The following is a 23,149-nucleotide window of genomic DNA, read 5'->3' on the forward strand; positions in this document are numbered from 1 at the left end:
CCCGAGCACGAGTGCGCGGCCAGCCGGGCGCTCGTCGACTGGCCGGACTAAGGTCACGGCTCATGGAGCCGGTGCTTCCGCCTGATCGGGTGCTGACGGTGCCCAACGCCCTGAGCGTGATCCGCCTGGCGCTGATCCCGGTGTTCGCCTACGCGCTGCTATTCGCCCACGCCAACGGCTGGGCGGTGGCCATCCTGATGTTCAGCGGCGCCTCGGACTGGGCCGACGGCAAGATCGCGCGGCTGCTCGACCAGTCCTCGCGGCTGGGCGTGCTGCTCGACCCGGCCGTCGACCGCCTTTACATGGTCACCGTTCCCGTCGTCTTGGCGCTCGACCACATCGTGCCGTGGTGGTTCGTCGTCGTGCTCCTGGCGCGCGACGGCCTGCTGGCCGCGACGCTGCCGCTGCTTCGGAGCCGCGGGTTGTCGGCGCTGCCGGTGACCTACGTCGGCAAGGCCGCAACCTTCGCGCTCATGTCCGGTTTCCCGCTGGTCCTGCTGGGGACGGGAGGCGCGGTGTGGAGCCGGGTGATGCGGGCCTGCGGATGGGGCTTCCTGGGCTGGGGGATGTATGCGTACCTGTGGGCGTTCGTGCTCTACGCGGTGCAGATGACGCTGGTGCTGCGCCGCCTGCCCAAGCTCAATCGCCATGCCCAACCCGTCACCGGCAAAGTCGTCGAGCATGGCTGAGCCCGACCGCCTGCTCGGCGGCTACGACCCCAATGCCGGCCACCGTCCGCACGCGGCGCGCCCGAAGCACATCCCGGTGCCCTCGCTGCTGCGCGCCCTGCTGTCGGAGCACCTCGATCCCGGCTACGCGGCTGCGTCGGCTCGGCGGGCCGACTCGGGCGGTCCCGAACGGCGTGCCTCCCGTTGGTTGTGGCAGGCGCTGGCGGCGCTGCTCATCGCCGCCGTGTTCGCCGCCGCGGTCGCGCAGGCGCGCTCCGTGGAGCCCGGCGTGCACAGCGCGCAGCAGCTACTCGTGCGCAGCGTCCGGTCGACGGAAGCGACGGCCGGCAAGCTGGCTCAGCGGCGCGCCGAGTTGTCGGCCCGGGTCGACGACGTCCAGCGGCTCGCGCTGGCCGACGACGCGGAAGGGCAGCGTCTGCTGAGCCGTCTCGACGCGCTCAGCCTGGCGGCGGCCAGCACACCCGTCATCGGCCCGGGCTTGACCGTGACGGTCACCGATCCCGGTGCCGGACCGAACCTTTCCGACGTCTCCAAGCAGCGGGTCAGCGGGAGCAGGCAGATCATCCTGGATCGTGACCTGCAACTGGTCGTCAACTCGCTGTGGGCCAGCGGCGCCGAGGCCGTCTCCGTCGGGGGCGTCCGGATCGGCCCGGGCGTGACCATCCGGCAGGCCGGCGGCTCGATCCTGGTCGACAACAACCCCACCGCCAGCCCGTACGCGATCCTCGCGATCGGGCCGCCGCACGCCATGCGGGACACTTTCGACCGCAGCCCGGGACTGCAGCGCCTGCGGCTACTGGAGGTCTCCTATGGTGTCGGTGTGACCGTCAACGTGGCCGACGGCCTGTCACTGCCCGCCGGATCGGTCCGCGAAGTCAAGTTCGCCAAACAGATTGGGCCCCAGTGACAACGGTCGTTACTCGGACGGGACGCCACACATGATCGGAATCGCCGCGCTGGCGATCGGCATCGTGCTGGGCCTGATCTTCCACCCGGCGGTCCCCGAGGTCATCCAGCCTTACCTGCCGATCGCGGTGGTCGCCGCGCTCGACGCGGTGTTCGGCGGGCTGCGTGCGTATCTCGAACAGATCTTCGACCCCAAGGTCTTCGTAGTGTCGTTCGTGTTCAACGTCTTCGTGGCGGCCCTCATCGTCTACGTCGGCGACCAGCTGGGCGTCGGCACCCAGTTGTCGACGGCCATCATCGTGGTGCTGGGCATCCGCATCTTCGGTAACGCCGCCGCCCTGCGGCGCCGGTTGTTCGGGGCATGACGGCCGTGGAGTCGAGGTGAGTTCTTCGGTGGGCGGGGAACCGGCGGAGTCCGCGGGCGACGAAAGTCGCGACGCGCCAACCCGGCACGAAGCCGCGCCGCACGGCCGCCACGAACTACCTACGAGACCGCGCCCGTTCAGAGGCTCGTCCGCGCTGCTGCGCGGCGGTCGTTCCCGGATGGCGTTCGGGGCGCTGGCGGTCCTGCTGTGCCTCCTACTGGGAGTCGCCATCGTCACCCAGGTGCGCCAGACCAAGAGCGGGGACTCGCTGGACACTGCGCGGCCCGCGGACCTGTTGGTGCTGCTGGATTCACTGCGGCAGCGCGAGGCCACGCTGAACACCGAAGTGAGCGAACTGCAGAACACGCTGAACTCGCTCCAGGCGTCCGGCAACACCGATCAGGCCGCGATCCAAAGGGCCCAGGCACGGCTGGCCGCCCTGTCCATCCTCGTCGGCTCGGTGGGCGCCACCGGGCCCGGCGTCACCGTCACGATCGAGGATCCCGGCCCAGGGGTATCGCCGGAGGCGATGCTCGACGTGATCAACGAGCTGCGCGCCGCCGGCGCCGAGGCGATCGAGGTCAACGACGCGCACGAGTCGGTGCGGGTGGGTGTCGACACGTGGGTGGTGGGTACACCGGGTTCGCTAACCGTCGACACCAAGACGCTGTCGCCGCCGTATTCGGTTCTGGCGATAGGCGATCCGCCGACACTGGCCGCGGCGATGAACATTCCGGGCGGCGCGGAGGACAGCATCAAGCGGGTGGGCGCGCGAATGTCGGTGCAGCAGGCCGACCGGGTGGACATCGTCACCTTGCGGCAACCAAAACCGCACCAATACGCTCAGCCCGTCAAGTGAACCAGCCCGACCAGACAGGACTACTTGTGAGCGAAATCCCGGCCGACCTGTACTACACCGCCGAACACGAATGGGTTCGGCGAAGCGGTGATGACACCGTGCGGGTGGGGATCACCGACTTCGCACAGTCGGCGCTGGGCGACGTCGTCTACGTTCAGCTGCCCGACGTCGGCACCGAACTCACCGCGGGCGAGTCCTTCGGCGAAGTCGAGTCGACGAAGTCGGTGTCGGACCTCTTCGCGCCGGTCTCGGGCACGGTATCCGCGGTCAACGGCGAGCTGGAAGGCAGTCCCCAGCTGGTGAATTCGGACCCGTACGAGGCTGGCTGGCTTCTCGACGTCCAGGTTTCGGACCCTGCCGACCTGGAGTCGGCGATCACGGGGCTGCTCGACGCAGAGGCGTACCGCGGAACACTGACCGAATGACGATTGCTAATGTCCCTGCCAGCCCCCGCACGGCCACACGAACGGTCCGGCCGGCCCGCGGGGGTGCCGCCCGGTTGCGGGGGGCGGGGATTCACGCCGAGAGGGGGGTTTCCCGGCCACGGGTGGGGGAGCCAGACAATCGGGCTTCTCATCCTCCCGCGGCGGACACAATTCCGACCGGTGCGCGGTACGGTCGACAGAACGACACTAAAGAGCAGCGGATAAGCGAAGATCGGCGATACCGGGCGAAGACGAACCGCGAAGAGGACCTAGTGAAGCAGCCGGCCGAGCGGCCCGGTCAGACAACGCCACAGCGGCCAGTGAGGAGCAGCGCGTGACGGACATGGACTCCGATTTTGGGAAAGACCAGACTTCTGACGAAGTTACCGTGGAGACGACCTCCGTCTTCCGTGCCGACTTCCTGAACGAACTGGACGCCCCCGCACAGTCGGGGGCCGAGAGCGCCGTTTCCGGTGTTGAGGGCCTCCCGGCGGGCTCGGCGTTGCTGGTCGTCAAACGCGGGCCGAACGCCGGATCGCGCTTTCTGCTCGACCAGCCGGTCACGTCCGCCGGTCGGCATCCCGACAGCGACATTTTCCTGGACGATGTCACGGTCAGCCGCCGTCACGCCGAATTCAGGTTGGAGAACAACGAATTCCACGTGGTCGACGTCGGTAGCCTGAACGGTACCTACGTCAACCGTGAGCCGGTCGATTCGGCGGTGCTGGCCAACGGCGACGAGGTCCAGATCGGCAAGTTCCGCCTGGTCTTTCTGACCGGGCCGAAGCAGGGTGACGACGAGGGAGGATCCTCAGGGTAGTGAGCGCACCCGATAGCCCGGCGCTGGCCGGGATGTCGATTGGGGCCGTCCTCGAGCTGCTGAGGCCGGATTTCCCCGATGTCACGATCTCCAAGATCCGATTCTTGGAGGCCGAAGGACTGGTGACGCCGCAGCGTGCTGCCTCGGGATATCGCAGGTTCACCGCGTACGACTGCGCGCGGCTGCGGTTCATCCTCACCGCGCAGCGCGACCACTATCTGCCGTTGAAGGTGATCAGGGCGCAGTTGGACGCCCAGCCTGACGGCGAACTACCCCCGTTCGGATCGCCTTACGGCGTACCGCGATTGGTCTCCGTCGCCGGAACCGGGGAGGTGGGGCCGGAGGCCGGGTCCGACGCGGCGGCGGTGGCGCCCGCCCATGTCCGGCTGAGCCGCGAAGACCTCCTGGAGCGCTCTGGGGTGGACGACGCCCTGCTGACGTCGCTTTTGAAGGCCGGGGTGATCACCACCGGCCCCGGCGGGTTCTTCGACGAGCACGCCGTCGTGATCCTGCAGTGCGCGCGGGCGCTGGCGGAGTACGGCGTGGAGCCGCGGCACCTGCGCGCCTTCCGTTCGGCGGCCGACAGACAGTCCGACCTGATCGCGCAAATCGCCGGCCCGGTAGTCAAAGCCGGGAAGGCCGGTGCCCGCGACCGCGCCGACGACCTGGCCCGTGAGGTGGCGGCGCTCGCCATCACGCTGCACACCTCGCTGGTCAAATCCGCCGTTCGCGACGTTCTCCATCGCTGAGGACTAGACTTCGTTCGGACGGGCTTGGTTTCGGCGACGAGGGGAAGTGATGGTGTTCGACCGTGTCGTCGTACGGGGCATGGGGCCACGGCAGCGTGTGCGGAGGGCAGACACAGATGGGTGAAGTTCGTGTTGTCGGCATTCGCGTGGAGCAGCCGCAGAACCAGCCGGTGCTGTTGCTGCGCGAGACCAACGGTGACCGTTACCTGCCGATCTGGATCGGCCAGTCCGAGGCTGCAGCCATCGCACTCGAGCAGCAAGGCGTCGAGCCGCCGCGCCCGTTGACGCACGACTTGATCAGGGACATCATTGCGGCGCTTGGGCATTCGCTGAAAGAAGTGCGGATCGTCGATCTGCAGGAGGGCACCTTCTACGCGGACCTGATCTTCGACCGCAACATCACCGTGTCGGCGCGCCCGTCGGACTCGGTGGCGATCGCCCTGCGGGTGGGCGTCCCGATTTACGTCGAGGAGGCCGTCCTGGCCCAAGCCGGCTTGCTGATCCCGGACGAGAGCGACGAAGAGGGCGGCACCGCGGTGCGGGAGGACGAGGTGGAGAAGTTCAAGGAATTTCTCGACAGCGTCTCGCCGGACGATTTCAAGGCGACCTAGCGTTCTGACGATGCGCGCCGTGCCAGCGGCGCGAGGAGGAAGAACGCCATACGACCTAGCGTTCTGACGATGCGCGCCGTGCCAGCGGCGCGAGGAGGAAGAACGCCATACGACCTAGCGTTCTGACGATGCGCGCCGCGCCAGCGGCGCGAGGAGAAGGTCGGTGTGGCCGCGACGTCGAGGCGCGCGGCCACTACTCTGGACGTCGATATCACGGATCCGTCTCAACTGGTCCCGGGATGTCGACACGCCTGGCGGATAGCGCCCCCTCTCAGCCCGGCGACGGCCATACTTTGATGACGACTTAAGGCGCGGCGGCTATCGAAAAGCGTAAGCTCTCAAGCACTCGGGCCTGAGCAAACGTGGCTGCGTCGCAGCCCAGACACGCAGCTAGTAACGAGAGCGCGATCGGCGAGAGGAACCACCGTGAGCGAGCAGCCACGTCAAGAACAGCTGGACCTAGCCGGCCAAGCGCACGCGAGCGGTGACTCCCCGGTCACCGCGGCGACCGTGCCCGTGCAGCCCGGCCTGTTCCCCGACGATTCCGTCCCCGACGAGCTCGTCGGTTATCGCGGGCCCAGCGCCTGCCAGATCGCCGGGATCACGTACCGCCAGCTGGACTACTGGGCCCGGACGTCGCTGGTGGTCCCGTCGATCCGGAGCGCGGCCGGCTCCGGCAGCCAGCGCCTCTACTCGTTCAAGGACATCCTGGTCCTCAAGATCGTCAAGCGGTTGCTCGACACCGGCATCTCGCTGCACAACATCCGGGTCGCGGTCGACCACCTGCGCCAGCGTGGCGTGCAGGATCTGGCCAACATCACGCTGTTCTCCGACGGCACCACGGTCTACGAGTGCACGTCGGCCGAGGAGGTCGTCGACCTGCTGCAGGGCGGGCAGGGCGTGTTCGGCATCGCCGTGTCGGGCGCCATGCGGGAACTGACCGGCGTGATCGCCGACTTCCCGGGCGAGCGGGCCGACGGCGGCGAGTCCATCGCGGCACCGGAGGACGAGCTGGCCTCGCGGCGTAAGCACCGCGACCGCAAGATCGGCTAGCCGAGGGCCCCGAGCAAATCGTCGGCGCGAGCGCGCGCGAATGTACGCGCCGTACGGCGTGTCGCCGTGCCGACACGCATGCTCGCGGGGAATGGGGACCGCGGGTTAGGGGGGCCGGCGGGTAAGCTGGACGACGCGTCGCATTCGAGCGGGAGAGTTCCGTGGCTGCCAGTCACGGACGCCGAAGGAGCAACACCTCTCCGTCAACCTCTCAGGCACCCGGACCGCGCGAGTAAACGACGCCTCTGGAAAGCGGTGGTGACACACCCGCCGATGGGGAAAGGCGCCGGGCACTAGGCGGCACCGAATCTCTCAGGCGCCCGGCGAACGGGTGAAGACAGAGGGAGAGGGCCGCTAAGTCCTCTGCCCCTGCTGCTCACCTCAGGAGTGCCGTGCCCGACCAATCCACTTTCGCCGCCCGCCACATCGGCCCGGACAGCCGAGCGGTTGCGGCCATGCTCGCCGTCATCGGAGTCGACTCGCTCGACGAGCTGGCGGCCAAGGCCGTCCCCAACGGCATCCTCGACAAGCTCACCGGGACCGGCGCCGCGCCGGGCCTCGACCGGTTGCCGCCGGCCGCCACCGAGGCCGAGGCGCTCGCCGAGCTGCGGGCGCTGGCCGACGCCAACACCGTTGCCGTGTCGATGATCGGGCAGGGTTACTACGACACGCTCACTCCGCCGGTGCTGCTGCGCAACATCATGGAAAACCCCGCCTGGTACACGGCCTACACGCCGTACCAGCCGGAGATCAGCCAGGGCCGCCTCGAGGCGCTGCTGAACTTCCAGACGATGGTGTCCGACCTCACCGGGCTCGAGGTCGCCAACGCGTCGATGCTCGACGAGGGCACCGCGGCCGCCGAGGCGATGACGCTGATGCACCGCGCGGCCAAGGGCGCGGGGAACCGGCTCGCGGTCGACGTCGACGTGTTCGCCCAGACCGCGGCCGTGCTGGCCACCCGGGCCCGGCCGCTGGGCATCGAGATCGTCAGCACCGACCTGCGCGAGGGCCTGCCCGAAGGCGAGTTCTTTGGTGTCATCACCCAGCTGCCGGGTGCGAGCGGCCAGATCACCGACTGGTCGGCGCTGGTGGCGCAGGCTCATGACCGCGGGGCGCTGGTGGCCGTCGGTGCCGACCTGCTGGCGTGCACGCTGATCACGCCACCGGGCGAGATCGACGCCGACGTGGCCTTCGGCAGCACGCAGAGGTTCGGCGTCCCGATGGGATTTGGCGGTCCGCACGCGGGTTACCTCGCTGTGCACGCCAAGCACGCCCGTCAGCTGCCGGGCCGGCTCGTCGGGGTGTCCCTGGATGCCGACGGGTCCCCGGCCTACCGGCTGGCGCTGCAGACGCGCGAGCAGCACATCCGGCGTGACAAGGCGACCAGCAACATCTGCACCGCGCAGGTCCTCCTGGCGGTGATGGCCGCCATGTATGCCAGTTACCACGGGGCCGACGGGCTCGCCGGGATCGCCCGCCGCGTGCACTCGCACGCCGAGACCATCGCGGGCGCGCTGGGTGACGCGCTGGTGCACGACTCCTACTTCGACACGGTGCTGGCCCGGGTGCCCGGCCGCGCCGACGAGGTGATCGCCGCCGCGCAGGCCGACGGCATCAACCTGTGGCGCGTCGACGACGACCACGTGTCGGTCGCCTGCGACGAAGTGACGACCGACGACCATGTCGCCGCGGTCCTGCGCGCCTTCGGGCTGAGGGCCGCGCAACCGGCCCGCGCGGACATCGCGACCCGCACGTCGGAGTTTCTGACCCACCCCGCCTTCACCCAGTACCGCACCGAGACGGCGATGATGCGCTACCTGCGCACGCTGGCGGACAAGGATGTGGCGTTGGACCGCAGCATGATTCCGCTGGGGTCGTGCACGATGAAGCTCAACGCCGCCGCCGAGATGGAGCCGATCACCTGGCCGGAATTCGCGCGCCAGCATCCGTTCGCCCCGGCCTCGGACACCCCGGGTCTGCGCCGGCTGATTAGCGATCTGGAGAACTGGCTGGTCGACATCACGGGTTACGACGCCGTCTCGCTGCAACCCAACGCCGGCTCGCAGGGGGAGTACGCCGGCCTGCTGGCCATCCACGACTACCACGCCAGCCGCGGGGAACCGCACCGCGACATCTGCCTGATCCCGTCCAGCGCGCACGGCACCAACGCGGCATCCGCCGCGTTGGCCGGCATGCGGGTGGTCGTGGTGGCGTGCCACGATAACGGCGACGTCGACCTCGACGACCTGCGTGCCAAGGTGACCGAGCACGGCGAGCGGCTGTCGGCCCTGATGGTCACCTACCCGTCCACCCACGGCGTCTACGAGCACGACATCGCCGACATCTGCGCGGCGGTGCACGACGCCGGCGGCCAGGTGTACGTCGACGGCGCCAACCTCAACGCGCTGGTGGGCCTGGCTCGCCCGGGCAAGTTCGGCGGCGACGTCAGCCACCTGAACCTGCACAAGACGTTCTGCATCCCGCACGGCGGCGGGGGTCCCGGGGTGGGCCCGGTGGCCGCGCGCTCGCACCTGGCCCCGTTCCTCCCGGGCCACCCCTATGCGCCCGAGTTGCCCGGAGGCCATCCGGTGTCGTCGGCGCCCTACGGGTCGGCATCGATCCTGCCGATCAGCTGGGCCTACATCCGGATGATGGGCGCCGGCGGCCTGCGGGCCGCGTCGCTCACGGCCATCGCCTCGGCCAACTACATCGCCCGGCGCCTCGACGAGTACTTCCCCGTGCTCTACACCGGCGAGAACGGCATGGTCGCCCACGAGTGCATCCTCGACCTGCGCGGCATCACCAAGTCGACCGGCGTGACGGTCGACGACGTCGCAAAGCGGTTGGCCGACTACGGTTTCCACGCGCCGACGATGAGCTTCCCGGTGGCCGGCACGCTCATGGTGGAGCCGACCGAGAGCGAGACCCTGACCGAGGTCGACGCGTTCTGCGAGGCCATGATCGCGATCCGCCGCGAGATCGACCGCGTCGGCGCGGGGGAGTGGCCGGCCGACGACAACCCGCTACGCGGTGCGCCCCACACGGCCGACTGCCTGCTGGTCGCCGACTGGGAGCACCCGTACACCCGGGAGGAGGCCGCCTACCCGCTCGGCAAGGCCTTCCGGCCCAAGGTGTGGCCGCCGGTGCGGCGCATCGACGGCGCCTACGGCGACCGGCACCTGGTGTGCTCGTGCCCTCCGGTGGAGGCTTTCGCCTAGGGAAGCCGCCGTCGGGGCCGCGGCGCGGGTCGACGTCAGCTCAGGTAGTTGTTGATCGCCGCGGCCAGCCCGGGCGACGCGGACGTGGACAGGTTCTGGTAGCCACCACCGCTGAGCTGGGCGACGGCCTCCCACGTCGCCCGGTCCGGGTCGGCGCCGAAGTCGATGACGTTGACGGCGATCGGCTTGGCCGGGTCGGCGCTCTTGCGGATGAAGTCCTGCAGGCCGGGCCCGTCCAGCGATTGGTCGGTGTGCGGCCCCGCGGTGATCACCAGTATCGAATTGATCTGACCGGCAACGTAATTCGTCTGCATTCCCTGGTAGATCATGCGGAGCGTCGTGAACGAGACCGCCCCGCCGGCCGACGAGTACTGCTTGTCCAGCGCCGCCGCCAGCGCGGCCGTGCGCGGCTGCCCGTTGACGGGATCGGAAAGCGGCCCGCTGGCCACCTCGGACCGGCCCTCGTGGCCGTCGAAGGTCCACAGCCCCACGACGGCGGACGGCGGCAGCGCCTTGATCTTGTCCTGAAGCGCGGCGATCACGTTCGCCAGCCGCGTCTTCCCGCCCTCGTCGCCGGGCATCGACTGGTCGAGCATGATGGTCGCGGCCAGCCCGCTCGACGGGGCGGCCATCGCCTCGGCCAGCGTGGCGCGCGTCGCGTCGTCACCCACCGACAGGGTGCCCGGCAGCGCCGGGAAATTGGTGACCGGGCTGCTCGGCGGCTTGACACCGTTCACCCGGAAACCGGCCTGGGCGAGCTTGGCCAGCTGCTCGGGCTTGTGCATGAAGCGAGCGAACTCGCTGGCCGCCGACGCCTGCTCCTGGGTGAGCCACTTGCCGCTGAGCAGGACGGTCGGGTAGTCGGCGACCGGCACCGGCCCCGGCGGCAACCAGGAGCCCAGGGTGGTCTTCGCGTCCGACAACGACTGGCCACGCTGGAAGACCTGCTGTTCGGTGGTGATGACCGCATGCACCGGCGCCGCCGCCGCGTCGCCGGGCTTGACGAGCGCGTTCATGGCCTCCGTGAGCGAGTTGTCCGCCAGCTTCGGCTGCGCGCCGAGCAAGGTGCGCACGGCGCCGGTGCCCTGGGTCGCCGGCGCGCCCGCGGGGACCGAGGCAGCCGCCACCGCCTCGCCGGCCAGGAACGATGCGTCGCCATTGCCACCCGTCGGCAGCGCCAGCCGCAGCGATCCCCAGGCCGGTAAGTTCAATGGGGTCAACGAGTTCGGGTTGGTCTGCAGGCCCGGCAACGCCGCCCAGTTTTGGTTGCCCAGCGCCTGCTGGAGTTCCGGCCGCACCGCGAGCACCACCGGCGATGTCACGAGCGAGCGGCTGTCGGTGATGGTCTTCTGACCCGTCGCCGCCGAGAGCCGCGCCGCCGAGACCGAGCTGCCCGGAATCCACAACGCGGGCTGGCCGCCCAGCTCCGCGGGCCACTTGCCGATGAAACCGCCGAGCACCGCGTCGGAGTTCGCCGGCTTGACGGCCACCACCATGCAGTGGTCACGGACCGGGCTCGCCGACGAGCTGAAGTTCTCCGCCAGCTGCTGAATGGGCTGCGCGATGGACGGGTCGGCGATGACCGAGACCGGTTCCTGGCCCCCGACGCACCGGCCGGCGGCCTGGTGGGAGCGGTGCGACAGCGCGTCGCCGAAGAAGCTCCACAGGATCACGCCGGCTACGACCACGACGACGGCGACGAGCGCGACGATCACGCCGATGCTGACGCCGCGGCGGCCGCCCTCGCTGCGATGACCACCGCGCCAGTCGCCGAGGCCGCGATGCCCGGCGCGGCGGAACAGGGACGGCGGGGAGGTCGGCGGCTCCGAGGTCGCCGGCCCAGCCTGCCGCGGGGGAAACTCTGGGTACTCGTCGGCCGTGCCACCCGCGAAGGCGTCCGCCGGGTAGCGGTCCTCGTCGGTGTCCTCGTGGGCAAGGTCCTCGTCGGGGAGGTCCTCGTCGGTGACGTGGTGACCCGCCTCGCCGGTCGGATAGCCGAAGTCGCCTGTCGAGTCGGTGGTAACGGCCGGCTCGTCGTCCCAATAGCGGCGGTGGCTCTGGGCGCCCGCCTCCGGTTCGTCGGCGAAGGTCGCGGCGCCAGCGGGCTCGTCGACGGAGTCCTCAGGGTCGGGCAAACTGTGCCTACCCATAGTGGTGCCCGCCGCCTTTCCGTCTGTCCATCACGCGCTGTCCGTGACGCGCGTTGTGCGTGAACCCGGCGCCGATTTTAGCCATCGGCCGCGATAACCCATGGTTGAGCGCGATTACGACGCGGGCTCGAGCTCAACTCGATTGGGCCGCGCGGGCCTTAACTTCGCGGCGACGGCGATGCAGGATCGGCTCGGTGTAGCCGTTGGGCTGCTGCGTCCCGGTCAGGATCAGGTCCTGGGCGGCCAGGAACGCCAAGCTGTCGTCGAAGTTCGGCGCCATCGGCAGGTAGGCCGCGTCCTTGGCGTTCTGTTCGTCGACCAGCGGCGCCATCCGCTCCAGGCTGGCGCGGACGTCCTCCTCGGTGATCACGCCGTGGCGCAGCCAGTTGGCCAGTAGCTGGCTCGAGATTCGCAGCGTGGCACGGTCTTCCATGAGCGCGACGTTGTGGATATCGGGCACCTTCGAGCAGCCGACGCCCTGGGCGACCCAGCGCACCACATAACCGAGGATCGACTGGCAGTTGTTGTCGACCTCTTCGCGGATCTCTTCGGGAGCCCAGGCCAGTTCCTTGGCCAGCGGGATGGTCAGCAGTTCGTCGATGGTCGTGCGCTTCTTGCCCGCGAGCTCCTCCTGCACCGCGCCCACGTCGACGTAGTGGTAGTGCATCGCGTGCAGGGTGGCCGCCGTCGGCGAGGGCACCCACGCCGTGGTAGCGCCCGCTTTCGGCTGGCTGATCTTCTGCTCGACCATGTCGGCCATCAGCTCGGTCATCGCCCACATGCCCTTGCCGATCTGCGCCTTCCCCTTGAAGCCGGCGGCCAGGCCGATGTCGACGTTGGCGTCCTCGTAGGCCTTGATCCACGTGGTGTTCTTCATCGCGCCCTTGCGGATCATCGGACCGGCCTCCATCGACGTGTGGATCTCGTCTCCGGTGCGGTCCAGGAAGCCGGTGTTGATGAACACGACGCGGTCGGCGGCGGCCTTGATGCAGGCCTTGAGGTTGACGGTGGTGCGTCGTTCCTCGTCCATGATGCCGACCTTGAGGGTGGCCTGCGGCAGGCCCAGGACGTCTTCGACGCGGCTGAACAGCTCGCAGGTGTACGCGACCTCGTCGGGCCCGTGCATCTTGGGCTTGACGATGTAGATGGACCCGGTGCGGCTGTTTTGCAGCGGACCGTTGGCATCACCGGTCTTGAGGCCGTGGATCGCCGTCAGCCCCGTGAACAGGGCGTCCATGATGCCTTCGAAAACCTCGCCACCGTCGGCGTCGACAATGGCGTCGTTGGTCATCAGATGCCCGACGTTGCGGACGAACAGCAGGCTGCGGCCCGGCAGGGTCAGCTGGCCCTCACCGTCGGGCGTGGTGTACGTGCGGTCCTGGTTGAGCACCCGGGTGAACGTCTTGTCGTCCTTGGTGACTTCCTCGGACAGGTCGCCCTTGTTCAGCCCCAGCCAGTTGCGGTAGCCGAGCACCTTGTCGTCGGCGTCGACGGCGGCCACGGAGTCCTCGAAGTCCATGATCGTGGTGACGGCCGATTCCAGGACCACGTCCTTGATGCCGGCGCGGTCGGTCTTGCCGATCGGCGATTCCGGATCGATCAGGATCTCGACGTGCAGCCCGTGGTTGGCCAGCAGCACCGACCAGTTGGGGGAACCGAGCTCGCCGTCATAGCCGGCGAACTTCTCCGGGCTTGCCAGGCCGACGGATCCGTCGCCGGTCGCGATCTGGAGCCGGCCGTCTTCGACGGACAGTCCCGTCGCGTCGGCCCAGGAGCCGGATTCCAGCGGCACCGCCTGGTCGAGGAAGTTGCGCGCATACGCGATGACCTTGTCGCCGCGAACCTTGTTGTAGCCGGTGCCCTTTTCGGCGCCGTCCTCTTCGGAGATGACGTCGGTGCCGTAGAGGGCGTCGTACAGCGAGCCCCAGCGGGCGTTCGCGGCGTTCAGCGCAAAGCGGGCGTTGAGCACCGGCACCACCAACTGCGGGCCGGCGGTCGTGGTGATCTCGTCGTCGACCCCGGAGGTCGTGATCGTGAAGTCTTCTGGCTCGGGCCGCAGATAACCGATTTCGGTGATGAACTGGCGGTACGCATCGATATCGAACGGCTCGATGACCCGCTGGCGGTGCCACTTGTCGATCTGGGCCTGCAGCTCGTCCCGGCGGTTCAGCAGGTCCTGGTTCTTCGGGGTGAGGTCGGCGACGACCTTGTCGACGCCCGCCCAGAAGGTGTCGGGGTCGATATCGGTGCCGGGCAGGGCCTCGTTGTTCACGAAGTCGTAGAGCACTCGGGCGACCCGCAAGTTCCCCACCGACACGCGATCAGTCATCTCTCTCCTCCACAATGGGCCGCGCCACACGTCGCAGGCCCCCTAACGGACATCCTTCTCAGCCTACCGACCGGCAATCGGGCGAACGTCATCCGGCCGACCGGCAATAGCAGGTCAGACCCCGTTACAACGCAAGCGATGCCGATTCGGCAAGCGGTGCGGGCCGCCCCGGCGTCGCATGTTCCGCGCGCCCGGCATTCCGCTCTCCAGCCCTTGCTCGACTGGTAGCCGTTGGCATCATACGGGCTCGACCCGACCCGCAGGACGACCAGCCCACGATCAGCCGACCGTCAGGACGCCTCGCGCATGGTGCCGACCAGGTCCTCCACCAGGTCCTCCATCGCCACCATCGCCACCACGGCGCCCCCGCCGCCGTCCGAGCCGTCCGCGGTGACCAGTGCCAGGTGGCTGTTGCTGCGGCGCATCCGCGACAGGGCGTCGGCCAGGGGCAGCGACCGGGGGACGCGCGGCAGCGGTCGTACCACCGCCAGGTCGATCACCGTCTCGGGATCCTCGACGAGCGTCAGCACGTCCTTGATGTGCAGGTAACCGATGAATCGGCCGTCGACGTCGGCGACCGGGAAGCGCGAATAGCCGGTCTGGGCCAGGGCTTGCTCGACGGCGCTGACCCTCGGCCCGGAGCCCGCCGCGGCGACCGGGATCGCGTGGACCTCGGCGAGCGGCACCGCCACGTCGCCGACCATGCGGGTGCGCAGCTGCAGCGCCCGGGTGAGCCTGGTGTGTTCCTCGGGATCCAGCAGGCCCTCGGAGGTGGATTCGGCGATCATCTGGCTCAGCTCGGCGGGGGAGACGGTGATGTCGAGCTCCTCCTTGGGCTCCACACCCACCGCCCGGAGCACCAGGTTGGCGCACTTGTTGTAGAAGACGATGAACGGCCGGGCGGCCCGCACATAGACCAGGTAGGGCGGCACCAGGAGCATCGCCGTGCGCTCCGGACCGGCCAGCGCGATGTTCTTCGGCACCATCTCGCCCAGCAGCACGTGCAGGGTGACCACGATCGCCAGCGCGATCACGAACGACAGCGTGTGCAGCAGGGTCGCGTTGATGCCGGTCAGGCCGAGCGCCGCACGCAGCGCATCGGCGACTGCAGCCTCGCCGATCCGCCCGAGCAGCAGCGAGGCGACGGTGACCCCAAGCTGGGAGCCGGCCAGCATGGCGGGGAGTTGCTCCCCGGCGCGGATCACGGTGACGGCCCTCGCCTTGCCCTGCTCGGCCAGCGCCTCGAGGCGGTCGCGCCGCGCCGAGATCAGCGAGAATTCCGCTCCGACGAAGAACGCGTTGACCCCGATCAGGGCGAGGGCCAGCAGCACTCCCAGCGGATTGTCCATCAGTGCTCCCGTCCCGCGGGCAGGTGACCGCTCCCGTCGAGTTCGGTGAGCTCGAGCAGATCGATCCGGCGCCCGTCCATCCGGACGACGCGCGCCTGCCAGTGCAGGGCGGTGTCCGGCAGGCCGTCCTGGTTCAGGGCGGGGAGCTCGACCACCTCGCCGGCCGTGGGGATGTTGCCGATCTCGCGCAGCACCAGGCCGCCGATCGTCTCGTAAGGCCCCTCGGGGGCCCGGTAGCCGGTGGCCGTGGCCACCTCGTCGATGCGCAGCAGGCCGGACACCCGCCAGCCGTCGCCGGCCGGCACCACATCGGGGGTGGCGTCGTCGTGCTCGTCGCGCACGTCGCCGACGATCTCCTCGATCAGGTCCTCGACGGTCACCATGCCCGCGGTGCCGCCGTACTCGTCGACCACCATCGCCGTCTGCAGGCTGTTGGCCCGGATCTCGGCCATCACCGCGTCACCGTCGAGCGTGGAGGGCACGACGGGCACCGGTTGGGCGACGGTGGTCAACAGCGTGTGCGCGCGGTCCGCGGGCGGGATCGCGAACACCTGCTTGATGTGCACGATCCCGACGGTCTCGTCGAGGTCGCCGTCGACGACGGGGAACCGGGAGAACCCGGACTCCGCGGCCGCGGCGATCAGGTCGGCGACCGTGTCGTCGGTCTGCAGCGCGACGATCTTGGACCGCGGCGTCATCAGCTCCTCCGCCGTCAGTGTGCCGAACTGCAGCGACCGGCGCACCAGGGCGGCCGTGGCCGCGTCCAGGGCTCCGCTGCGCGCCGAGGAACGCACCAGCGACAGCAGTTCCTGCGGCGACCGCGCCGACCGCAGCTCCTCGGCCGGCTCGATGCCGAGCTCGCGGACGATCCAGTTGGCCACGCCGTTGGTCAGCCGGATCACCGGGGTGAGCAGCAGCGAGAACAGCAACTGGGCGCCGACGACCGCCCGGGCGGCCGACATCGGCCGCGACACGGCGACATACTTGGGCACCAGCTCGCCGAACACCATCGACACCGACGTGACGACCGCCAGCACCAGGAAGGCCATGATCCCGTCGGCCACCCGGTCGGGGATCCCTATCGCGTCGAACCACGGGTGGGGCAGGTCGGCCACCATCGGGTCGGTCAGGTAGCCGGCCGCCAGGGTGGTGGCGGAGATACCCAGCTGGGCGCCCGACAGCTGGAAAGACAACCGGCGCTGGGCGCTGAGAATCCAGCGGTCCCGACGCCCGCCGTGGCGTGCGTTGGCCTCGACCGTGCTGCGGTCGAGCGTGGTCAGCGAGAACTCGGCGGCGACGAAGACCGCGTTGCCGAAGATCAGCAGCGCGATGGCAACCACGCTGATCAGGGTCACGGGAACGTTCGTGACGACGGGTCCGGTGCGGGGCGCGCGGGTCGCCGTCCGCTGCGAAAGGCCCGGCTCGCCATCCGGGCCCCGGCGCGTGCCTGCGGCACGTCATCCCTTTCCCTCGGTGCCGCGCAGCGCTTTGCTGCGCGTGAATTCATATGCTAGCCAACGCGGCCGGGGCGACCCCGGACGGTCACCACCCCAACGGCAGCGGATGGCCCTCGGCGAAGCCCGCGCCGGACTGCACGCCGACGACGGCCCGCTCGTGCAGTTCGGCCAGGGTGGAGGCGCCCACGTAGGTGCACGTGCTGCGCACACCCGAGGTGATGTGGTCGAGCAGGTCCTCGACGCCGCCGCGATCGGGGTCCAGGTCCATCCGCGACGTCGAGATGCCCTCCTCGAACAGCGCCTTGCGGGCCCGGTCGAACGCGCTGTCGCCACCGGTGCGGGCGACGACGGCCCGCTTGGAGGCCATGCCGTAGCTCTCCTTGTACGGGCGGTTGTCGCGGTCGCGCATCAGGTCACCGGGCGACTCGTAGGTGCCGGCGAACCAGGACCCGATCATGACGTTCGACGCCCCGGCGGCCAGCGCCAGGGCCACGTCGCGCGGGTGCCGGATGCCGCCGTCGGCCCACACGTGGCCACCGAGTTCTTTTGCGGCCGAAGCGCATTCGAGCACCGCAGAGAATTGCGGGCGGCCGACGCCGGTCATCATCCGGGTCGTGCACATCGCGCCGGGGCCGACCCCGACCTTGACGATGCTCGCGCCGGCGTCCAGCAGGTCCCGGGTGCCTTCGGCGGAGACCACGTTGCCCGCCGCGAGCGGCACGCCCAGGTCCAGGGAGGCGACGGTCCTGATCGCCTCGAGCGTCTTGACCTGGTGGCCGTGGGCGGTGTCGATCACCAGGATGTCGACACCGGCCTCGACAAGCGAACGGGCCTTGCCGCCCACGTCGCCGTTGATGCCGACGGCGGCGCCGATGCGCAGCCGTCCGTGGGCGTCGGTGGCCGGGGTGTACAGGCCGGCGCGGATCGCCCCGGTGCGGGTCAACACGCCGGCGAGCGCGCCGTCGGCGTTGGTCACCACCGCCACACCGATCGGGGCGTGCTCGAGCAGGTCGAAGATCTTGCGTGGCTCCGTGCCCGCCGGGGCGGTCACGAAGTCGGTGGCCGCGACGGCGCGCACCCTGGTGAAGCGGTCCACGCCTTGGCACGACGCGTCGCTCACCAAGCCGATGGGGCGGCCCTCGAAGGCCACCACGGCCACCCCGTGCGCCCGCTTGTGGATCAGCGCGATGGCGTCGGAGACCGCGTCGTCGGGGGCCAGCACCACCGGGGTGTCGAGCACCATGTCCCGGCTCTTGACGAACTCCACGGTCTGCTGCACCGCCGTGATCGGCAGGTCCTGCGGGAGGATCACGATGCCCCCGCGCCGCGCCACCGTCTCGGCCATCCGCCGCCCCGCCACCGCGGTCATGTTGGCGACCACGACGGGAATGGTGGTGCCCGACCCGTCGGTGGTGGACAGGTCGACGTCGAACCGCGACGCCACCTCCGAGCGGTTCGGCATGACGAAGACGTCGTTGTAGGTCAGGTCGTGCGCGGGCCGGTGCCCGTCCAGAAATCTCATCGGTCTGGGTCTACCCCTGGTGCGGTTCGCCTATGCGGGGACTTCGCTGCGGTCCCCGCTCCACAGAGTGTGGAAGCGCTTGTCCGGGTCGTCGTCGATGCGGCCGTAGGTGTGTGCGCCGAAGAAGTCGCGCAGCCCCTGCGTCAGCGCGGCGGGCAGCCGCTCGGTGCGCAGCGCGTCGTAGTAGGACAGCGCCGAGGAGAAGCCGGGGATCGGGATGCCCAGCCGCGTGGCGGTGACCACCACGCGGCGCCAGCTGTCGATGGCGGCCTCGATGGCCCGGCGGAAGTAGGGAGCGACGATGAGCGTCGGCAGCTCGGGGTCCTCGTCGAACGCCTCCTTGATCCGATTGAGGAACTTGGCCCGGATGATGCAGCCGCCGCGCCAGATGGTCGCGAGGTCTCCCGGGGTGATGCCCCAGTCGTACTCGGCGCTGCCCGCCTGGATCTGATTGAAGCCTTGCGCGTAGGCGATGATCTTTGACGCATAGAGGGCCTGCCGGACATCTTCGACGAATTGTTCGTTGTCGCTTGGCTTTTCGCCTAACTCGCCCGAGGCCAGCCCGGTCGTCGCCTTGCGCTGGGTCACCGAGCCCGACAGCGCGCGGGCGAACACCGCCTCGGCGATGCCGGTGACCGGGACGCCCAGGTCCAGGGCCGACTTCACCGTCCAGCGGCCGGTGCCCTTCTGTTCGGCCTCGTCGAGGATGACGTCGACGAGCGGCTTCTGCGTCTTGGCGTCGGTCTGGCGCAGCACCTTGGCGGTGATTTCGACGAGGAAGCTGTCCAGGTCGCCCTTGTTCCACTCGTCGAAGACGTCGGCGATCTCGCCCGCGGTCTTGCCGAGCCCGTCGCGCAGCAGCTGGTAGGCCTCGCCGATCAGCTGCATGTCGGAGTACTCGATGCCGTTGTGCACCATCTTGACGAAGTGCCCGGCGCCGTCGGGTCCGATGTGGGTGCAGCACGGCACGCCGTCGACGTGCGCCGAGATCTCCTCGAGCAGCGGGCCCAGCGACTTGTACGATTCGGCCGGTCCGCCGGGCATGATCGACGGCCCGTTGAGCGCCCCCTCCTCGCCGCCGGAGATGCCGGCGCCGACGAAGTGCAGGCCGCGCTCCCGCATCGCCTTCTCGCGGCGGATGGTGTCGGTGTAGAGCGCGTTGCCACCGTCGATGATGATGTCGCCTTCCTCCATGGCGTCGGCGAGCTCGTTGATGACGGCGTCGGTGGGGTCGCCGGCCTTGACCATGATCAGCACCCGCCGCGGCTTCTCCAGCGCGTCCAGGAACTCGGCGATGGACTCCGTGCGCACGAACTTGCCCTCGTCGCCGTGCTCCTTCAGCAGCGCGTCGGTCTTGGCGATCGACCGGTTGTGTAGCGCCACGGTGTAGCCGTGGTGCGCGAAGTTGCGGGCGATGTTCGAACCCATCACGGCCAGGCCGGTGACGCCGATCTGCGCGGTGCCGGTGCTGGAACTCATGTCTGCGCCTCTCAGGTTTTCAGAACGGTCACTGGAAAGCTTGCACTGCAAATCCGACCACACCGTGGCACCACCGACCAGTCGGCCCCCGCCCGCGTCACAGGTTGAACAGGCGTCGCAGCTCAGTCAACCAGGGAACGGCCAGGGCGACGGTCGGTATGACGAGGATCGCCGCCGCGGCCAGGTAGGCGGTCGTCGCCAGCATCGCGCTGTTGCCGCGCCCGGCCAGCCGGCGCACCCGCAGCACCGTGCTGGTGCCCCCGACGGCCAGCGCGCCCGAGGGTGCGCGCCCGGCCGCGCAGGCGACCAGCGCGCGGGCCAGGGGAGTGCGACCCGCCGCGCGCACCGCGGCGTCGTCGGCCAGCAGCTCGACGAGCAGCTGCACAGCGCGCAGCGCGTGCGAGCTGCGCACCAGCCGCGGGAAGGCGGCATGCACCGCGGTGAAGGCCTCCAGGACCAGGTCGTGGCGCGCGCGCAGGTGGGCGCGTTCGTGGGTGAGGATCGCCGAGACCTCGTCGTCGGTCAGCGTGGCCAGCGCGCCCTCACTGACGACGACGCGGCTGCGCACCCCGGGCAGGCAGTAGGCGAGCGGCTGCGGGACGTGCAGGACGCGCAGGTCGCGGGTCCGCGCGCAGGGCTGCGGGAGCGCCGCGTCGTGGTCAACCCCGACCAGGTCGACGACCATGCGGTGGTGCGCCCGGCGGCGGCGGTTGGCGATCGCTACGCGCAGCACCGCGACCATCAGCCGGGCGCCGATCAGCACGGTCAGCGCGAAGACGGCGACGTACGCGGTCCACAGCGGCCAGCCGAGCCGGGCCGCGGCGCCGACGATGCTCGCCGTGGGCCGCCCGTCGCGGCCGGGCATGAGCAGCCGGGTCGCTATGGCGATCCCGGCGCTGAACGCCGAGAGGACGGCCGCCAGGGCGATCGCCTGCCACAGCACCACCGCCGCTCGCGGGGCGCGTAAGGGCCACGTCGCTCGTGCCAGGAGGGCCGGCGCCGGGCCGGCCAACAGCACCGCGAGGATGGAGAAGGCCGGCGCGGACACACTGCCAGTGTCCCTCAGTCCTCCGCGTGCGCGCCAGCAGACCGCGTGTTATTGCGCTGATTGGTTTCCAACTCGGCGAGCGCCCGCCGCAGCGCTTCCGCCTCGTCGGCCCCGACCCGCTCGACGAAGTGCACCAGCGCGGCCTGCCTGCTGCCCGAATCCTCGGCCTGGGACAGCGCGTCGACCATGAGCCCGGCGACCAACTCGTCCCGGCCGTGCACCGGCGCGTACCGATGCGCCCGGTCATCGCGGATCTGCGAGACGAGATTCTTCTTGGCCAGGCGCTGCAGGACCGTCATCACCGTGGTGTAGGCGAGGTCGCGGCGCGCCGACAACGCTTCGTGAACCTGGCGGACCGTCTGAGGCTCCGGCGTGGACCACAAGTGGTCCATCACCGCGCGTTCCAGATCTCCCAGTCGCGTCAGCTTGGCCATGTTTCCCATCTCCTGAGCGTCGAAACCAGCGTACTCCGGCTTACTACCGACGGTCGTACCGACAAATAACGAACGCGGCGCCCGCCAAGTTTCCCACGAAGGCCGCTTGCGAAATTAGGGCAGCCTTGCCTATTCTGAGAGCGGTCGAGCGATAACGACCGCGGAGAGTCCTGAGGGCTGCAGCGACCCCCGGTCTACTCGATCGGCGAGCCCCGTGCCCCGGCACGGGGCTCGCCCGTTTTTCTCGGGAAGGGGCGCGGGATTCAACCGCGAGCGCCCGTGTCTGTACGACGACACGCCGATGAGGCCGGCATTTTGCGGACGCTCGCGCCGGCCGGATCATCGTGTAGACACATGAGCGTGCCAACGCCACCGGGCGCCGTCCCGCCGCCGAATTTTACCGCGCCGTTCGACACCGAACTCGGCCTGCGATTCACCGAGGTGACCCCCGACGGTGCCCGCGCCGAGCTGGAGGTCCAGCCGAAATTGCTGCAGCCGATGGGCCTGGTACACGGCGGCGTCTACTGCTCGATGGTCGAGAGCATGGCCAGCGTCTCGGCCTACACGTGGCTGAATGCCCACGGCGGCGGCGGAAACGTCGTCGGCGTCAACAACAACACGGACTTCCTGCGTTCCATCGGCTCGGGGATGGTGTACGGCGCGACCGAACCGATCCATCGCGGCCGGCGCCAGCAGCTGTGGCTGGTCACCATCACCGACGACAAGGATCGCCTGGTGGCGCGCGGCCAGGTGCGCCTGCAGAACCTCGAGGCGTAACCCTCGCTGGTCCGAGCGGAGATATTCCCAGCATCCTTCCGGCCGGGTCACGATCCTGAAAACCCCTGTCGGGATCGCAAAAATCGGATCATGCAATCCGCCGCGGATCGCGGTGCGGCACGCGCTCAGGTCCCGGGCGGGCTCCCGTCGCCGATATCACGCGGATGATTACGGCGCTCAAAAACCTTGCACCCTAATAAATTCGGCATGCGAGTCGTGGACGCCTCCGCGATGGCGGCCTGCCGGCAAGCGCCGCCGACACGCTAGCGCGCGCACAGTCGCGGTCGTCGACGAAGCCGGCAAGAAGCCGGTAATTTGAATGCGCCGTAGGGGCCGCCCGGACGAGTTCGCCGTACCCGGAATGCGACAAGACGGCGACCGCGGGATGCCTTGCGCACCGGTACCACCACGCGTGCGAGAACCTACGTTCGCTTAGACGCCGGTCGCCGGGCATCCTCCGCCGTGAATGGTTCGCGACGAGGGGCGGCAGGCGCCGCGCGGCGGCGGTCCAGGTGGGCCGGCAGCGCGGCGGCACCGTGATCACGGTCGGTGACGTCGAGCGCGTCGGAATCGAGAAGGTCGCCTAGATCGCGCTGGAGACGGCGTGCAAGGACGCCAAGGCGGTGCACCTGTCGTTCGACATCGACGTGATCGACGCCGGGTTCGTGCCCCGGCACCGGCTGGCCCGAGCCCGGCGGCCTCTTACCGCGCGAGGCCCTAAACCTGATTCGGATGATCTCCGAGCCCGGCCTCAACGGCATCGGGGTGGTGGAGTGACCGCCGTCCTACGACTGGGCGGAGCAGGCCGCGCTGATGAGCAGCCGGGTCATCCGGGACAGCCCGGCCGTCATGGTGCGCGCCGGGAAGCTGGGCAAGAAACCGGCGAGCCCCAAGCGGCACGCGCGGGGG

Annotated in this window: 19 protein-coding genes, 1 pseudogene and 3 riboswitches; of the genes and pseudogenes, 12 read left to right on the forward strand and 8 right to left on the reverse strand. The window is 69.6% G+C overall.

Going from position 1 to position 23,149, the window contains the following annotated elements:
- Positions 1–62 precede the first annotated feature (62 nt).
- The 10 genes from G6N56_RS03365 (at position 63) to gcvP (ending at position 9,695) form a co-directional block, all read left to right on the forward strand.
- The gene (locus G6N56_RS03365) at positions 63–689 is read left to right on the forward strand and encodes a CDP-alcohol phosphatidyltransferase family protein (protein WP_085256696.1); all 627 of its coding nucleotides are present in this window, start codon (positions 63–65) and stop codon (positions 687–689) included.
- Positions 682–1,596 carry a DUF881 domain-containing protein gene (locus tag G6N56_RS03370; protein WP_085256695.1) on the forward strand — a complete coding sequence of 305 codons (915 nt, stop codon included), beginning with the start codon at positions 682–684 and terminating at the stop codon, positions 1,594–1,596. The genes G6N56_RS03365 and G6N56_RS03370 overlap by 8 nt, the downstream gene beginning before the upstream one ends.
- Positions 1,597–1,627: 31 nt before the next feature.
- Positions 1,628–1,960: a small basic family protein gene (locus G6N56_RS03375; protein ID WP_085256694.1), complete on the forward strand. Its 333-nt coding sequence runs from the start codon at positions 1,628–1,630 to the stop codon at positions 1,958–1,960.
- Positions 1,961–1,988: 28 nt separating this feature from the next.
- A complete protein-coding gene (locus tag G6N56_RS03380; protein ID WP_085256693.1) occupies positions 1,989–2,819 on the forward strand; it encodes a DUF881 domain-containing protein in 831 nt (276 codons plus the stop codon).
- A 26-nt stretch (positions 2,820–2,845) separates the two neighbouring features.
- Positions 2,846–3,244: a glycine cleavage system protein GcvH gene (gcvH, locus tag G6N56_RS03385; protein WP_085256692.1), complete on the forward strand. Its 399-nt coding sequence runs from the start codon at positions 2,846–2,848 to the stop codon at positions 3,242–3,244.
- Between the two features lie 334 nt (positions 3,245–3,578).
- Positions 3,579–4,064: a glycogen accumulation regulator GarA gene (gene garA, locus G6N56_RS03390; RefSeq protein ID WP_085256691.1), complete on the forward strand. Its 486-nt coding sequence runs from the start codon at positions 3,579–3,581 to the stop codon at positions 4,062–4,064.
- Positions 4,064–4,813: a transcriptional regulator FtsR gene (gene ftsR, locus G6N56_RS03395; RefSeq protein ID WP_085256690.1), complete on the forward strand. Its 750-nt coding sequence runs from the start codon at positions 4,064–4,066 to the stop codon at positions 4,811–4,813. The genes garA and ftsR overlap by 1 nt, the downstream gene beginning before the upstream one ends.
- Before the next feature lie 116 nt (positions 4,814–4,929).
- Entirely contained in the window at positions 4,930–5,424 is a 495-nt protein-coding gene (locus G6N56_RS03400; protein WP_085256899.1) for a bifunctional nuclease family protein, read from the forward strand.
- A gap of 426 nt (positions 5,425–5,850) precedes the next feature.
- Positions 5,851–6,477: a MerR family transcriptional regulator gene (locus G6N56_RS03405; protein ID WP_085256689.1), complete on the forward strand. Its 627-nt coding sequence runs from the start codon at positions 5,851–5,853 to the stop codon at positions 6,475–6,477.
- 139 nt (positions 6,478–6,616) lie between these two features.
- Positions 6,617–6,714, forward strand: a riboswitch (glycine riboswitch).
- Positions 6,715–6,826, forward strand: a riboswitch (glycine riboswitch).
- Positions 6,827–6,869: 43 nt separating this feature from the next.
- On the forward strand, positions 6,870–9,695 hold the full coding sequence (gene gcvP / locus G6N56_RS03410) for an aminomethyl-transferring glycine dehydrogenase (protein WP_085256688.1): 2,826 nt from the start codon (positions 6,870–6,872) through the stop codon (positions 9,693–9,695).
- Between the two features lie 35 nt (positions 9,696–9,730).
- Here the strand turns inward: gcvP and G6N56_RS03415 are convergent, their stop codons facing one another.
- The 8 genes from G6N56_RS03415 to G6N56_RS03450 all read right to left on the reverse strand — a co-directional run bounded on the left by G6N56_RS03415 (position 9,731) and on the right by G6N56_RS03450 (position 21,463).
- Positions 9,731–11,845 carry a substrate-binding domain-containing protein gene (locus G6N56_RS03415; protein WP_085256687.1) on the reverse strand — a complete coding sequence of 705 codons (2,115 nt, stop codon included), beginning with the start codon at positions 11,843–11,845 and terminating at the stop codon, positions 9,731–9,733.
- A 133-nt stretch (positions 11,846–11,978) separates the two neighbouring features.
- Complete coding sequence (locus G6N56_RS03420) at positions 11,979–14,174, reverse strand: malate synthase G (RefSeq protein ID WP_085256686.1); 2,196 nt, start codon at positions 14,172–14,174, stop codon at positions 11,979–11,981.
- Positions 14,175–14,464: 290 nt separating this feature from the next.
- Entirely contained in the window at positions 14,465–15,523 is a 1,059-nt protein-coding gene (locus G6N56_RS03425) for a hemolysin family protein (RefSeq protein WP_085256685.1), read from the reverse strand.
- On the reverse strand, positions 15,523–16,878 hold the full coding sequence (locus G6N56_RS03430) for a hemolysin family protein (protein WP_085256684.1): 1,356 nt from the start codon (positions 16,876–16,878) through the stop codon (positions 15,523–15,525). Before G6N56_RS03430 ends, G6N56_RS03425 begins: the two co-directional genes overlap by 1 nt.
- Before the next feature lie 187 nt (positions 16,879–17,065).
- A complete protein-coding gene (locus G6N56_RS03435) occupies positions 17,066–18,502 on the reverse strand; it encodes a GuaB1 family IMP dehydrogenase-related protein (RefSeq protein ID WP_085256683.1) in 1,437 nt (478 codons plus the stop codon).
- Positions 18,503–18,532: 30 nt separating this feature from the next.
- Positions 18,533–19,981 (reverse strand): NADP-dependent phosphogluconate dehydrogenase, encoded by a 1,449-nt coding sequence (gndA, locus tag G6N56_RS03440; RefSeq protein WP_085256682.1) that lies wholly within the window; start codon positions 19,979–19,981, stop codon positions 18,533–18,535.
- 97 nt (positions 19,982–20,078) lie between these two features.
- Positions 20,079–21,029 (reverse strand): M56 family metallopeptidase, encoded by a 951-nt coding sequence (locus G6N56_RS03445; protein ID WP_085256681.1) that lies wholly within the window; start codon positions 21,027–21,029, stop codon positions 20,079–20,081.
- 14 nt (positions 21,030–21,043) lie between these two features.
- On the reverse strand, positions 21,044–21,463 hold the full coding sequence (locus G6N56_RS03450) for a BlaI/MecI/CopY family transcriptional regulator (RefSeq protein ID WP_085256898.1): 420 nt from the start codon (positions 21,461–21,463) through the stop codon (positions 21,044–21,046).
- A gap of 354 nt (positions 21,464–21,817) precedes the next feature.
- Between G6N56_RS03450 and G6N56_RS03455 the strand changes: the two genes are divergently transcribed.
- Both G6N56_RS03455 and G6N56_RS28750 read left to right on the forward strand, forming a co-directional pair.
- The gene (locus G6N56_RS03455) at positions 21,818–22,240 is read left to right on the forward strand and encodes a PaaI family thioesterase (protein ID WP_142280683.1); all 423 of its coding nucleotides are present in this window, start codon (positions 21,818–21,820) and stop codon (positions 22,238–22,240) included.
- 316 nt (positions 22,241–22,556) lie between these two features.
- Positions 22,557–22,621: riboswitch (guanidine-III (ykkC-III) riboswitch) on the forward strand.
- A 330-nt stretch (positions 22,622–22,951) separates the two neighbouring features.
- Positions 22,952–23,017, forward strand: a pseudogene (locus tag G6N56_RS28750) (hypothetical protein); the annotation flags it as partial.
- Between the last annotated feature and the right edge of the window lie 132 nt (positions 23,018–23,149).

Source organism: Mycobacterium saskatchewanense, from assembly GCF_010729105.1.
Classification (GTDB): domain Bacteria; phylum Actinomycetota; class Actinomycetes; order Mycobacteriales; family Mycobacteriaceae; genus Mycobacterium; species Mycobacterium saskatchewanense.

Coding starts and splice junctions, on each gene's coding strand:
- G6N56_RS03400 (WP_085256899.1), top strand. CDS start 4,930: ATGGGTGAAGTTCGTGTTGTCGGCATTCGCGTGGAGCAGCCGCAGAAC.
- G6N56_RS03435 (WP_085256683.1), bottom strand. CDS start 18,502: ATGAGATTTCTGGACGGGCACCGGCCCGCGCACGACCTGACCTACAAC.
- G6N56_RS03455 (WP_142280683.1), top strand. CDS start 21,818: ATGAGCGTGCCAACGCCACCGGGCGCCGTCCCGCCGCCGAATTTTACC.
- G6N56_RS03415 (WP_085256687.1), bottom strand. CDS start 11,845: ATGGGTAGGCACAGTTTGCCCGACCCTGAGGACTCCGTCGACGAGCCC.
- G6N56_RS03450 (WP_085256898.1), bottom strand. CDS start 21,463: ATGGCCAAGCTGACGCGACTGGGAGATCTGGAACGCGCGGTGATGGAC.
- G6N56_RS03375 (WP_085256694.1), top strand. CDS start 1,628: ATGATCGGAATCGCCGCGCTGGCGATCGGCATCGTGCTGGGCCTGATC.
- G6N56_RS03425 (WP_085256685.1), bottom strand. CDS start 15,523: ATGGACAATCCGCTGGGAGTGCTGCTGGCCCTCGCCCTGATCGGGGTC.
- G6N56_RS03420 (WP_085256686.1), bottom strand. CDS start 14,174: ATGACTGATCGCGTGTCGGTGGGGAACTTGCGGGTCGCCCGAGTGCTC.
- G6N56_RS03370 (WP_085256695.1), top strand. CDS start 682: ATGGCTGAGCCCGACCGCCTGCTCGGCGGCTACGACCCCAATGCCGGC.
- G6N56_RS03365 (WP_085256696.1), top strand. CDS start 63: ATGGAGCCGGTGCTTCCGCCTGATCGGGTGCTGACGGTGCCCAACGCC.
- gndA (WP_085256682.1), bottom strand. CDS start 19,981: ATGAGTTCCAGCACCGGCACCGCGCAGATCGGCGTCACCGGCCTGGCC.